General features: G+C 73.5%; 16 protein-coding genes. 12 read left to right on the top strand and 4 right to left on the bottom strand.

What is annotated here, in order from left to right:
- Positions 1-24: 24 nt before the first annotated feature.
- Entirely contained in the window at positions 25-1,242 is a 1,218-nt protein-coding gene (locus ACFZBD_RS01295) for a hypothetical protein (protein WP_391133384.1), read from the top strand.
- A gap of 61 nt (positions 1,243-1,303) precedes the next feature.
- On the opposite strand, the gene ACFZBD_RS01290 is transcribed toward ACFZBD_RS01295, so the two are convergent.
- On the bottom strand, positions 1,304-1,906 hold the full coding sequence (locus tag ACFZBD_RS01290; RefSeq protein WP_391133381.1) for a DUF2867 domain-containing protein: 603 nt from the start codon (positions 1,904-1,906) through the stop codon (positions 1,304-1,306).
- Positions 1,907-2,000: 94 nt separating this feature from the next.
- Between ACFZBD_RS01290 and ACFZBD_RS01285 the strand changes: the two genes are divergently transcribed.
- Both ACFZBD_RS01285 and ACFZBD_RS01280 read left to right on the top strand, forming a co-directional pair.
- Complete coding sequence (locus ACFZBD_RS01285) at positions 2,001-2,558, top strand: TetR family transcriptional regulator (RefSeq protein WP_391133378.1); 558 nt, start codon at positions 2,001-2,003, stop codon at positions 2,556-2,558.
- A 115-nt stretch (positions 2,559-2,673) separates the two neighbouring features.
- Positions 2,674-3,795 (top strand): SpoIIE family protein phosphatase, encoded by a 1,122-nt coding sequence (locus ACFZBD_RS01280; RefSeq protein WP_391133375.1) that lies wholly within the window; start codon positions 2,674-2,676, stop codon positions 3,793-3,795.
- Positions 3,796-3,965: 170 nt separating this feature from the next.
- On the opposite strand, the gene ACFZBD_RS01275 is transcribed toward ACFZBD_RS01280, so the two are convergent.
- On the bottom strand, positions 3,966-4,367 hold the full coding sequence (locus ACFZBD_RS01275) for a cupin domain-containing protein (RefSeq protein WP_391133373.1): 402 nt from the start codon (positions 4,365-4,367) through the stop codon (positions 3,966-3,968).
- Positions 4,368-4,419: 52 nt separating this feature from the next.
- On the opposite strand from ACFZBD_RS01275, the gene ACFZBD_RS01270 reads away from it, so the two are divergent.
- Positions 4,420-5,418, top strand: a complete 999-nt coding sequence (locus tag ACFZBD_RS01270) for a helix-turn-helix domain-containing protein (protein WP_391133370.1) — start codon at positions 4,420-4,422, stop codon at positions 5,416-5,418.
- A gap of 284 nt (positions 5,419-5,702) precedes the next feature.
- Here ACFZBD_RS01270 and ACFZBD_RS01265 read toward each other — a convergent pair whose 3' ends face one another.
- Positions 5,703-6,287, bottom strand: coding sequence for a nucleosidase (locus tag ACFZBD_RS01265; RefSeq protein WP_391133367.1), 585 nt, complete (start codon positions 6,285-6,287; stop codon positions 5,703-5,705).
- A 148-nt stretch (positions 6,288-6,435) separates the two neighbouring features.
- Between ACFZBD_RS01265 and ACFZBD_RS01260 the strand changes: the two genes are divergently transcribed.
- From ACFZBD_RS01260 to ACFZBD_RS01230, 7 genes are all read left to right on the top strand, one after another.
- A complete protein-coding gene (locus ACFZBD_RS01260; RefSeq protein ID WP_391133364.1) occupies positions 6,436-6,792 on the top strand; it encodes a luciferase family protein in 357 nt (118 codons plus the stop codon).
- A gap of 120 nt (positions 6,793-6,912) precedes the next feature.
- Positions 6,913-7,824: a YhjD/YihY/BrkB family envelope integrity protein gene (locus ACFZBD_RS01255; RefSeq protein ID WP_391133361.1), complete on the top strand. Its 912-nt coding sequence runs from the start codon at positions 6,913-6,915 to the stop codon at positions 7,822-7,824.
- Positions 7,825-7,989: 165 nt separating this feature from the next.
- On the top strand, positions 7,990-8,490 hold the full coding sequence (locus ACFZBD_RS01250) for an NUDIX domain-containing protein (protein WP_391133358.1): 501 nt from the start codon (positions 7,990-7,992) through the stop codon (positions 8,488-8,490).
- A gap of 94 nt (positions 8,491-8,584) precedes the next feature.
- Entirely contained in the window at positions 8,585-9,223 is a 639-nt protein-coding gene (locus ACFZBD_RS01245) for a DUF6629 family protein (protein ID WP_391133355.1), read from the top strand.
- Positions 9,220-9,447 (top strand): hypothetical protein, encoded by a 228-nt coding sequence (locus tag ACFZBD_RS01240; protein ID WP_391133352.1) that lies wholly within the window; start codon positions 9,220-9,222, stop codon positions 9,445-9,447. The genes ACFZBD_RS01245 and ACFZBD_RS01240 overlap by 4 nt, the downstream gene beginning before the upstream one ends.
- Before the next feature lie 162 nt (positions 9,448-9,609).
- The gene (locus tag ACFZBD_RS01235) at positions 9,610-10,107 is read left to right on the top strand and encodes a peptidylprolyl isomerase (RefSeq protein WP_391133350.1); all 498 of its coding nucleotides are present in this window, start codon (positions 9,610-9,612) and stop codon (positions 10,105-10,107) included.
- A 316-nt stretch (positions 10,108-10,423) separates the two neighbouring features.
- Positions 10,424-11,569, top strand: coding sequence for an alpha/beta fold hydrolase (locus ACFZBD_RS01230; protein ID WP_391133346.1), 1,146 nt, complete (start codon positions 10,424-10,426; stop codon positions 11,567-11,569).
- Between the two features lie 69 nt (positions 11,570-11,638).
- On the opposite strand, the gene ACFZBD_RS01225 is transcribed toward ACFZBD_RS01230, so the two are convergent.
- Positions 11,639-11,890 (bottom strand): type B 50S ribosomal protein L31, encoded by a 252-nt coding sequence (locus ACFZBD_RS01225; protein WP_391133342.1) that lies wholly within the window; start codon positions 11,888-11,890, stop codon positions 11,639-11,641.
- Between the two features lie 161 nt (positions 11,891-12,051).
- Between ACFZBD_RS01225 and ACFZBD_RS01220 the strand changes: the two genes are divergently transcribed.
- Positions 12,052-12,273 (top strand): hypothetical protein, encoded by a 222-nt coding sequence (locus tag ACFZBD_RS01220; RefSeq protein WP_391133340.1) that lies wholly within the window; start codon positions 12,052-12,054, stop codon positions 12,271-12,273.
- Positions 12,274-12,283 lie beyond the last annotated feature (10 nt).

Genomic DNA, 12,283 nt, shown 5'->3' with positions numbered 1-12,283 from the left:
AGTTCGGCTCCCGGTCATGTTCACGTGATCCGTTCCTTCGCCCGTTCCCTCGTGCCGCCGCTCGCCGCCGCGTCCCTCCTTCTCACCGCCTGCTCCGGCGGCGACGGAGGCACGCGGCCGGCGGCCGCGCCCGCCCGGCACGCGGTCTTCGACCAGCCGCTCGACCGGCAGGTCTTCCTCGCCCTGCGCCAGACGCAGAAGGCCGGCACCGCGGCCTTCACCCAGACCGTCACCTTCGCCTCCGCGAAGGCCAAGGCCACCCAGACGCTCACCGGGCGGCTGGACTTCGCTGCCAACAAAGGCGAGGCCACTGTGAAGTGGAACGTCGGGAAGGGCTTCCCCCAGGCCGCGCGGGAGGCGGTCCTGGGGACGACCCCTAGCGAGGGTGAGGCCGACGCCGGCGGCGAGATCCTCACCGACCCCGCGCGCATCCACTACCGCCCCGACTCGTCCCTCTACTGGCTCCGGTACGCGTCGTGGGACAGGGACCCGAACTACGGCACCGGGGTCATCGACCACCTGCGTGGATCCGAGGCCCCGATCGGCGGCACGCTCCTCGAAGGGCTCGGTGCCGCGGAGGCCACCGCCCAGCGGGCCGCCGGCGCCGGCCGGACGTATCAGGCGACCATGCGCAGCACCCTCACCTGGAAGCTGTTCCCGCCGGACCTGATGCGGGAGCTGTCCGCTCAGAGCCCGCCCATGGTCAGCTATGCCAAGAGTGATCCGGTTCCCGTGACGGTGACCGTGGACGCCCGGGGCCGTGTCACCCACGTCCGGGCCGACTTCTCCTGGGCCCTGGGCAAGAAGGACAGCGCCTTCCAGGACATGAAGTCGCTCCGGATCGACCTCGCCCTCACCGGGCACGGCGCCGGCGCCTCCCGGCCCGCCGTCACCCCCGGCAGCCCTCCGCGCGACGCGAGCACCGTTCTGCGTCGGTTCTCCCGCGTCAAGGCGGGCGACTGCGTCGACTTCAACACCGGCCAGCGGACGCCGCGGCTGGTCGTGACCGTGCCGTGCGCGGGCGACCACGACGGTCGCGTCTTCGCCCAGAAGTCCCTCCGTCCGCGAACGTTTCCCGGGGCCGGCGCGGCGAAGCGACTCGCGGTCGACACCTGCCGCGATGCCTATAGCGAAGCCCCCGACGCGTGGACGGAGGACAGCGGCTCTTGGTCCCGGTGGCCCCAGAAGGAAGAGTGGAACAGGGACGGCGGCGGGCACGCCACCTGTTACACCGTCACCTAGGCGGTATCCGCAGCGTGGCGCCGTCCCCCCGGCGGGCCACCAGGGGCCTTCCGGCTCCGGCCTAGGCGGCGCCCGCTCCGCGTGCGGCGGCGCCCTTCTGCCACTCGCGGCCGATGCCGCGGATCAGGGCGGGGTAGACGCCCAGGTAGCGGAACGGCTTGATCCCCAGCATGTACAGGGAGCCGAGTCGCCCGTTCGGTTTCACCAGTACCGCCATCTGTCCGCTGTAGCCGCCGGCCCCGTCCGGGACCCAGCCGATGTGCAGCACCCCGTGCATGGTCCGGTTGGCCATCTCCGCCGCCCACTCGTCATGCGTCAAGAAGACCGAGGTGAACGGCACGGCCTTGGTATCCGGTCCCCGCGGGCCCTCACGCAGGTCCGCCGGGAGGCGGTCGCGCAGGGTGGGTACCCGGCTGCCGAGACCACCGGAGGGCGCGTCCCAGCCGAGCAGGGCGCCGAGCTTCCAGCGGAGCGCGAAGAGTGCCCGCCCCACCGGCGAGGGCACGGGGTCCCCCTCGCCGTTCGCGAACTGGTCGACGAGCAGGGCGAGATCGTCGGGCCCACCCGGTGTGGGCAGCTGCCAGACATCCTCGACGTGGAAGTCACCGGTGATCTCGTGGACCCGCCACGGGCGGGAGGTGTGCGCGGAAATCGGAAGTCTCACGAGCAGGCTCCTGTCTATACGATGCCGTATAGAAGAAGAGTAGCGCTCGTCTATACGGTCCCGTATAGACGGGTGGACGTGAGGGAGACGGACAGTGGGCGTGACCCGCACACCACGCGGCAAGTGGATCGAGGAAGGCCTGCGCGCGCTCGCCTCCGGTGGCCCCGAGGCCGTCCGGATCGAGCCGCTGGCGCAGGCGCTCGGGGTCAGCAAGGGCGGCTTCTACGGCTACTTCCGCAACCGGGACGCGCTGCTCGACGAGATGCTCGACACCTGGGAGCGCGCGGTGGCCGAAGCCGTGATCGAGCAGGTCGAGAGCGAGGGTGGTGAGGCACGGGCCAAGCTGGAGCGGTTGTTCACGATCGCCTCATCGGCCGAAGGGCCGACGATGGGCGTGGCGGCCGAACTGGCGATCCGTGACTGGGCCCGGCGTGACGCGTCCGTCGCGGAGCGGCTGCGACGCGTCGACAACCGCCGGATGGACTACCTCCGCTCTCTGTTCGGCGCCTTCTGCTCTGACGAGGCCGAGGTGGAGATCCGCTGCATGTTCGCCCTCTCGGTGCGGATCGGCGAGTACTTCATCGCCGCCGACCACGGCACCCGCAGCCGGGCCGAGGTGATGGAACTGACCCGGGACCGGCTGCTCAGCTAGGGGGGTGCCCTTCTGGTCGCGGCACCAGCCCGAACACACCGATCCGCGGCACGCCGCCCGGACACACCACCCGACGGAGCCGGGACCCGACGCGCCCGCTGCGTACGATCACGGAATGCCCACAGGTGGTCACCGTCAGCTCCCCGCCTCCCGGACGCGTACACAGATCACCCTCGGCCGCATCCTGCCTTTCCTGGTGATGGCGCTGACCGTCGCCGCCGACCTGCTCACCCCCGAGCGGGAACGCTTCGACCGGCTGCTGGTCGCCGCCCCCGCGCTCGGCGCCGTCACCTGGGGCGTTCGCGGCACCTGCGTCATCGGCGCGCTCGCCATGGCGGTGCGCGGGGCGCTGGGGGTCGCGAGGGGGGAGCCGCTCGTTCCCGATCTGCTCGCCAACGAGGCGGTACTCGCGACGGTGACCGCGGCCGCCGTCTGGGCCAGCCGGGTGCGGCTGCGGTACGAACGGGACCTGCGGGAGGTCACGGCCGTCGCCGAGGTCGTCCAGCGGGTGGTCCTGCGCCCGCTCTCGCCACGGCTCGGCCCGCTGCGCCTGCACCTGCTGTACGTCGCCGCGGCCGCCAAGGCCCGGATCGGAGGCGACTTCTACGAAGCCGTCCGCGTCCCGGGCGGCGTACGCCTGATGCTCGGCGACGTGCAGGGCAAGGGCCTCGGGGCCGTCGAGACCGCGTCCGTGATCCTCGGCTCCTTCCGCGCCGCCGTCGACGACGCGGACGGTCTGCCCGCACTGGCCGCCCGGCTGGAACGCGGCCTCGACCGCTACAGCGCCTGGGACCCGGACTCGGACGCCGCCGAACGCTTCGCGACCGTCGTCCTGGTGGAGATCCCCGACGACGCGCATGTCGCCCGGCTCCTCAGCTGCGGCCACCCGGCCCCGCTGCTGCAACGCGGCTCGGAGGTGCGGGCCGTGGACTTCGCCGACCCGTCCCTGCCGCTGAGCCTGGCGGGCCTCGCGGAAGAGCGGCACCGGGTCGAGGAGATCCCGTTCGGACCGGGGGACCGGCTGCTGCTCTTCACCGACGGGGTGAGCGAGACGCGTGACCGAGCCGGGGTCTTCTATCCGCTGGAGGAACGGCTCCGAGGCTGGGTGCGGGAGCCGGGCGAACGCCTCCCGGCCCTGCTCCACACCGATCTCGTCGCCTACGGGGCCGGCGGCCTCGATGACGACGTCGCCGCCATCCTCGTCGAACGGCCGGAGGAGCGGCCCGACCGGCGCTGATCGCCCGCGCCCGGCTGCGCCACGCCGACCCGGTCTCGCCGCGGGGCCTGCCGCCCGCGCTTGGCCTCCGCCACACCGACCTGCCTTGGAGCCTGCCGCCCGCGCCGCGCTCCGCCACGCCGGCCCCGTCTCCGTAGCTGCCGCCGGCCCCGGTCGCTCGGGTGCCCCGCTCAGCCGAGTGCGTGGCCCGTCGTGGCGTCCACGTGGTCCGGGATCTCCTCGTGCCGGTCGCCGACCGACAGCGTGCCGGTGGGCTCGAACAGCAGGATCGATGCCCCGGTCGGGGCGTACGGCCGGTGTTCCACGCCCTTCGGCACGGTGAAGACGGAGCCGCGGGCCAGCGTGACCTCGCGCTCCGAGCCGTCCTCCCGCAGCGCGATGCGCAGCTCCCCGTCCAGGACCAGGAAGAACTCGTCGGTGTCGTCATGGGCGTGCCACACGTGTTCGCCCGCCACCTTGGCGACGCGGACGTCGTAGTCGTTCACCCGGGTCACGATCCGGGGGCTCCACAACTCCTCGAAGGAGGCGAGGGCCTGGGGAAGGGCGATGGGTTCGTTGGTCAGATCGCTCATGCGCCCATCCTGCGCCGTGACCGCGTAACGCCGCGAGTGCTAGAAAGAGCACATGTCGCAAGGATCCTCGCATGCGGGGGAGCGTGCCGATACGGGCCTCCACCGGGTCGTCGTCATCGTCGACGCCCACTCCAACCCCTTCGAACTCGGCTGTGCCACTGAGGTCTTCGGACTGCGCCGCCCCGAGATCGGCCGCGAGCTGTACGACTTCCGGCTCTGCTCACCCGAGCCGCGGACCCTCATGCGCGACGGTTTCTTCACCCTCACGGGTGTCGCCGGACTCGACGCCGCGGACGAGGCGGACACCCTGATCGTCCCCAACCGCCCGGACGTGGAGGTGCCCCGCCGCCCCGCCGTACTCGCCGCGATCCGCCGGGCCCACGCGCGCGGGGCGCGCCTGCTCGGCTTCTGCAGCGGCGCCTTCACCCTCGCCGAGGCCGGGGTCCTGGACGGCCGCCGCGCCACCGCGCACTGGCAGTGGGCGGACTCTTTCCGGGCGCGCTTCCCCTCCGTACGCCTCGAACCGGACGTCCTCTTCGTCGACGACGGCGACATCCTCACCGCCGCCGGCAGCGCCGCCGCGCTCGACCTCGGGCTCCACGTCGTCCGCCGCGACCACGGCGCCGAGGTGGCCAACGCGGTCAGCCGACGGCTGGTCTTCGCCGCCCACCGGGACGGCGGGCAGCGCCAGTTCGTCGAGCGACCGGTCCCGGACCTGCCCGAGGAGTCCCTCGCGCCGCTGCTCGCCTGGGCGCAGGAGCGGCTCGGCTCCCCGCTCGCCGTCCCCGAGCTCGCCGCCCGCGCGGCGGTCAGCCCGGCCACGCTCCACCGCCGCTTCCGGGCCCAGCTCGGCACCACCCCGCTGGCCTGGCTCACCGGAGAGCGGGTGGCCCTCGCCTGCCGGCTCCTCGAACGCGGCGAGGCCAGGCTCGACGTCGTCGCCCGCTCCAGCGGCCTGGGCACCGCCGCCAACCTGCGCGCCCTGATGCACCGACAGACCGGGCTCAGCCCCTCCGCGTACCGCCGCCGCTTCGGCCCGGCCGCCGGTTGAGCCCCCGGGGCTCGAGAGCCCCCCCCTCCGCGCCCCCGGCCCGAGCGGCCGATCCGGGGCCCCGAGCCGCTTCGGCCCGGCCGCCGGTTGACCCCCCGGACGTCGAACTCCCGCCTCCGCGCCCCCGGCCCGAGCGGCCGATCCGGGGCGCGAGCCGCTTCGGCCCGGCCGCCGGCTGAACCCCCGGGGCTCGCAAGCCCCCCTCCGCGCCCCCGGCCCCAGCGGCCGATCCGGGGCCCCGAGCCCCGACGCCTCCCCGGAGCCGTCGACGGATCCCGGGCGCCTCAGCCGCGGTACGGAGTGTTCGCCCCGGCCCAGTCGGCGAGGGCCCGGGCGCAGTCCGCCACCGACTCGCGCCAGGTCCTGGCCGCGCCGTCACCCGCCTCGTCGCTGACGTGCTTGACGATGCGCAGCGGAACGCCGGCGACGGCGGCAGCGGACGCCAGGGCGTACCCCTCCATGTCCACCAGCGGGGCGCGCGCGGCGAGGCGGGCGCGGGCCACCTCGTCCGAGATGAAGGCGTCGCCGGTGGCGAGGACCACCTCGCCGCCGTCAGGGAGCGCCAGCGGCTCGCCGTAGGACTCACCGGTCAGCGTGGCGAGCAGTTCGCCGTCGAGGTCGTGCTGGATCACCGTGCCGACGATATGGGTCCCCGTCCAGCCGGGCCGCAGAGCCCCGGCCGTGCCCAGATTCACGATGCCGGACGGTCGGGGGCCCCGGCCGAGCACGGTGGCGAGCGCGGTCGCCGCGTTCACCTTCCCCATGCCGGTCAGCAGGACCGGCAGATCCGTGTCGAGGAACTGCGCCTCCTCCTTCACGGCCAGCACGAGCAGGGGCCGGTCGGCCGCGATCTTCCCGATGAGTTCCATGGGGCCACGCTAGTTCGAGGCACCCCCGTGCGTACAACCGGCTGGGACCGGCTCCCGACGAGACCTCCGAGGGGCGATTTCACGCCTCGGCGTGTTTCTTGCTGCAGGACGCTTGTGCGCGGGCCCCGGCCCCGGCACGCTCCTCCGTATGAACACAGCCAGGCACGCCAGTGAACGCCTGATGAGCTGGCCCTCGCTGGTCGCCGACCCCGCCCTCTGCGGCGCCGAGGTCGGCCTGCGGACCGCCACCCGGGAGATCGTCCACTTCCACGGGGAGCACGAGGCGGACGTCCATCTCAGCCGATCCATGATCGCGAGGCTGCGGCCGGCCCTCCTGGGGTCCAGCGCCGTGCGGTTGCGGGCCGGCTCGGGCTGGGTGACGGTCCGTCTGGACATGGGCTCGGACATCGACTTGCTGGCCACGCTGGTGAGCGCCGCACTCCAGGCCTCCAGCGGCGCCCTGGAGACGGCGGACACCCTGCCGGACGGCTGCACCCGCACCTGACGCCGTCCCGGGCGGCCGCACGCGGCACCGCGCCGGATGGCCGCACCCGCGCCCGCACCGCGTACCCCGTTCGGCGGCAAGCCGGAGGTGTCCGGTCCCGGTGCGGGTACTCCCCGTGGCATGCCCCCCACATCCGGTGCGCCCCACGACGCTGCCCCCGCCGAGCACGGCCACTGGTTCCACCGGCTTTACCAGCGCGTCCTGACCTCGGTCATCGGGCTCGCCTGGAGCCGGGGGCGCGAGATGGAGCTGATGCACCGCGCCATGGGGTTCGCCGCCCTCAGCCTGCTCACCCTCGTCCCGCTGCTCATCATCGTCGCCGCGGCCGACCTCGCCAGCGGCCGGGGCTTCGCCCGCTGGCTGGTCCAGGGCCTCGGTGTCTCCGAGGTCTCGGAGGAGGAGGTCGAGCAGCTCTTCGGCCAGCCCGGGCAGGCGCTGCAGCGGACGACCGCGTTCGGCCTCGCGGCCCTCGCGGCGTTCGGTGTGACCTTCGGGTCGGCCGTACAGACGGGATACGAACGGGTGTGGGACCTGCCCACCGCCCGCTGGCACACCATGTGGCGTCACGTCGTCTGGCTCGCGATCCTCGTCGCCGCGCTCCTGGTCTTCGCCGCGACGCCCCCACCTGAGGGCACCGCCAACACCGTCACGGTCGCCGCCGCCGACACCGTGGGGACCGCCCTCTTCTTCTGGTGGTCCCAGCGCTTCCTCCTCTGCGGCCGCATCCGCTGGCGCGCCCTCGCCCCGGGCGCGATCTGCACGGCCGTGGGGCTCTTCGGCCTGCGGATCTTCTCCCAGTTCGTCTTCTCCCCCCTCATCGCCTCGAACGCCGTCACCTACGGCCAGTTCGGCACGGTCCTCGTGTTGCAGTCCTGGCTGGTCGGCGTCGGATTCGTGGTCTACGGAGGAGCGCTGGTCGGCCGGCTGATCCACGAGCGCCGGGTCGCACGACGGCTCGACATCGAGCCCCTCGGACCACCCCATTGGCCGCCACCCGACGCGCCCCCCGATCCGCCCCGCGAAGCGAGCTGAGAGCCGGCCGGGCCGCTGACCGCGGCCGCGCGGCGGGCGCGCGACGGCGAGTCCGCGGCCATGATCACCCGATCCGGTGATGTGCTCCTGGGTCGGCCGGATCCGCCGCCCGGCCCGCTTGGATGGGACCGTCCACCGGCCCGTCCGTCGAGAGAGAGCCGCCCCATGGCGAACACCTGGCTGCCGCCCGCCGAGTACGTCGCGACGCTGCCGAGAGCGACGGCGTACGCCTGCCTGTACTTCACCGACACCGACGGCCGGCCCTTCCAGCTCCGCGCTTCGTACCGCGCCGAGCTGTGGCAGTGGCCCGGCGGGAACATGGACCCGGGGGAGACGCCCTGGCAGACGGCGGTCCGCGAATGCCACGAGGAGACGGGCATCGTCTTCCGCGGCGAACCCCGGCTCCTGGGCACCCACTTCGTCACCGACCGGGGCGAGGAGTGGCCGGCCAACCACATCGGGTTCATCTTCGACGGCGGGGTCCTGACCGCCGAACAGCTCGACGCCATCGTGCTCGACCCCGACGAGCACAGCGAGTTCAGCGTGCGGACCATGGCCGAGTGGGAGCGGGAGCTGCCGCCGTGGAACTTCGCGCGCCTGGTGGAGATCGACCGGGCGCGCCGCCTCGGCACCACCGTCTACGTGGAGACCTGCGCCGAGGCCTGACCCGGACCCGCCGCGCCGTGCCGGACCCGCCGGGCCGGGCCGGCACCGCGTGGTGCGGGCGCGCGAGCGGCGATGCGTCTGATATGCCTGGTCCGTGTGCTGGAGTGCGACGGCCGACCTCGTGGCGGGAACCGCCATCGGCGCCGTCGGCGTGGCCTGCCTCGCCGCCGTACGGCGGCCTGCCGACCTCCTCCTCGCCGCTCTGCCCCTGCTGCTCGGCGCCCACCAGATCGTCGAGTCCGTCGTCTGGCGGGCGGGCGGCGGGGCCGGCCCGGCCACCCTCGCCTGGGCGGTGATCGCCCTGCCCCTGCTGGCCCTCTGGGTCCCGCTCGGCGTCCTTACCGCCTCCCCGCCCGACGACCGGCGGCGCTTGGCGGCCCCCGTCCTGGCCGGCGCGCTCGCCGCCGCCGTCCTCGCGTACCGCCTCGCCGTACGGCCCGTCACGGCCGAGGTCCGCGGCCGCACCCTCGGATACGTGCTCGACCTGCCGTACGCGCTCCCGCTGATCGCGGCCTACCTCCTCGCCACCGTCGGGGCGCTCCTGCTCGCCCGCGACCGGCTCCTGCGCCTCCTCGGCCTCCTGACCGGCGCCGGAGCGGTCGTCTGCGTCCTGCTGTGGCGGACGGAGTTCGTCTCCACGTGGTGCGCGTTCGCCGCCGTCGCCTCGCTCGTTCTGCTCGTCTGGGTCCGAGGCCGTAACCCCCGGGCGCCTCGGCAGTTGACCAGGGCATGAAGAAGCGCAGCATGCTCGCCATCGCCTCCCTCGCCGCGGGCGTCGTCACGGCCCTCGTCACCCCGCCGCCCCACGCGACCGCCGCCACCGGCGCGGACGGGGGCGCGACCGGCACCACCGGACTGTCGCAGAGCGACGCCCCCGTCGAGTCCCTGCTGGAGGACGCCGCGCCCGTCCTGCCCGACGGCGGCCTCCAGCTCCCCGAGGGCGGTCCCCTGGCGTAGCGGTCCCTCCGGAGCGCGGCCTCCCTCAGGGCCGCGGCCGGGCGCTCGGACCACGGCAGCGTCCGGATCCTCGGATCCCCGTACCCACGGCGGAGTACGGGGATCCGGCGTGTGGCGGCAGCCCGTGCGCGCGAGGCGGGCAGGGAATGACAGGATGTCCCCATGAGCAACAACGTTTACTTCGACATCACCATCAACGGCGAGGCCGCCGGCCGGATCGTCTTCCAGCTGTTCGACGACGTCGTCCCGAAGACGGCGCGGAACTTCCGCGAGCTCGCCACCGGCGAGCACGGCTTCGGCTACGCCGGCTCCCCGTTCCACCGCGTCATCCCCCAGTTCATGCTCCAGGGCGGTGACTTCACCAACGGCAACGGCACCGGCGGCAAGAGCATCTACGGCGAGAAGTTCGCGGACGAGAACTTCACCCTCAAGCACGACCGCCCGTACCTGCTCTCCATGGCGAACGCGGGCAAGAACACCAACGGCTCGCAGTTCTTCATCACCACCATCGTGACCGACTGGCTCGACGGCAAGCACGTCGTCTTCGGCGAGGTCGTCGAGGGCCAGGACCTGGTCAAGAAGATCGAGTCCCTCGGCTCCCGCTCCGGCACCACCAGCGCCAAGATCGCCGTCGCCGCCTCCGGCGTCGTCGAGGCCTGAGCGCCCTCCCTCGTACGTACACCGGCGCACCCCTGAGGGGTATGCCCGACCGCCCCTGCGGAGCCCGCGGGGGCGGTCTTCGTCTCGTCGCCCGTCCGGCCCCGCGGCGAACGGCCGGCCCGGGGGGTCGTCGGACGGTATCCGGATGCGCCCGTCCGGTGCGGCGGGTACGGTCGCACCCCATGCCGCTCACGTACGGCCGCGGCGGACACCCCGCCTCCGGACGGCGGGCCCGCCCGTGCGCACGCGGCATCCGGGGCGCGCGCCACACCGCACCGGTACGACCGCAGCACTCGCCGACCCGGCCGAAGGAACCATGACCGTCACCCCTTTCCGGATCTCCGTCGCCGACGACGTCCTGCACGACCTGCGCCACCGCCTCGGTCGCACGCTCTACACCGAGCCGTCCGACTCCACCTACTGGGCGGCCGGCACCGACCCCGGCTTTCTCCGGGGGCTCGTCGCCTACTGGGCGGACGGCTTCGACTGGGCCAAGGCCGAGGCGCGCCTCAACGCCCTTCCGCACTTCCTCGCCGACGTCGACGGACGCCCGGTGCACTTCGTCCGTCTCCGCGGCCGGGGCGCCGAGGGGGCGCCCGCGCCGTTGCCGCTGATCCTGACGCACGGCTGGCCGAGCAGCTTCGTGGAGATGCTGCCCGTCGCCGAACTCCTCGCCGACCCGGCCGCGCACGGCGGCGACCCGGCCGACGCCTTCGACGTGGTCGTACCGTCGCTGCCCGGATTCCTGTACTCCGCTCCGCCGGCCGGCCCCTTCACCCGGCGGGGCGTCGCCGAGACCTGGCACCGGCTGATGACCGAGACGCTCGGCTACGCGCGCTTCGGCGCGTTCGGCGGGGACATCGGCGGCGGGGTGACGCAATGGCTCGGCGCCCTCCACCCGGCCGAGGTGGCCGGCGTGCACATCACCTCCGCCGTCGTCACCTCCGACTTCGAGGCGGAGCCGCCCACGGCCGAGGAGCGGACCTACCTCGACGCCCTCACCGCCTACGACGCGCAGGACCAGGGCTACAGCGAGATCATGTGCACGCGGCCCGACACCCTCGCCGCCGCGCTGCGGGACTCGCCCGCCGGACTGCTGGCCTGGATCGTCGACAAGTACCGCGACTGGAGCGACTGCGAAGGGGACGTCGAGTCCCGCTGGGACCGGGACACGCTGCTGACGGTGGCGACGCTGTACTGGGCCACCGGCTGCATCGGCTCGTCCTTCCGGCAGTACTACGACTACCCGCGCAACCGGCCCGTGCCGCCCGTCGAGGTGCCGGCCGCGGTCACCCTCAGCCATGAACCGGCGTACGCGGACTACCCGCGGAGCCTCGCGGAACGCACCTTCCGCGATCTGCGCCACTGGAACGCCCCGGGCCGGGGCGGCCACTTCATGGCGCACGAGGAGCCCGAACAGGTCGCCGCCGAACTCCGCTCCTTCTTCCGCCCGTTGCGGTAGGCGACCGGGTTCGGCCTCAGCTTCCGTCGCGCCCGCGGCGGTTCGGCGGCCTCGTGGCGCCGTCCCGGGTCAGGACGTCTCCTCGCCGTAGCGGCGTTCGAACCTGGCGATGCGGCCCTCGGAGTCGACCGTGCGGGCCTTGCCCGTGTAGAAGGGGTGGCTCTCCGAGGAGATCTCCACGTCCACGACGGGGTACGTGTGGCCGTCGTCCCATTCGATGGTCTGGTCGCTCGTCGCCGTGGACCGGGTCAGGAAGGCGAATCCGGCCGAGCGGTCGCGGAACACCACGGGGCCGTAGTCCGGCTGCTTGTCCTGCTGCACGTGTCCTCCTTCGGCGGCCTGCGTCTGGGGACAGCCTCGCCCGCGGGGGGCAGGGGGACCAATGACCGGGGGCCGACCGGGTGAGGGCGTTCCCTTGTGATCGATCCCGGGTTACCGTGGGCCGCAGGGGAAACGCGGAACGAATGCTCGGGGGGAGCACCATGGTCGCCGTACTCGTCTTGTTCGGAGTCATCGCAAGCGCCGTCGTCCTGCTCATCGTGACGCTGCTGCGGCGCGGCAGCGGGCCGACCGGCAACGCCGATGGTCTGCTCATGGAGCAGGAACGCCGGGACCAGGCATACCGCGACCGGGTTTCGTTCTCGTCCGTCGCCCAGCACAGCTCGCTGCCGACCATCGGCGACCACCACCACCGCCGGCGCTGAACCGGACGCC

Source organism: Streptomyces sp. NPDC008121, from assembly GCF_042957155.1.
Lineage (GTDB): Bacteria > Actinomycetota > Actinomycetes > Streptomycetales > Streptomycetaceae > Streptomyces.
The sequence above is the reverse complement of the archived record's forward strand: the minus strand, read 5'-3'. Positions and strand labels throughout refer to the sequence as shown.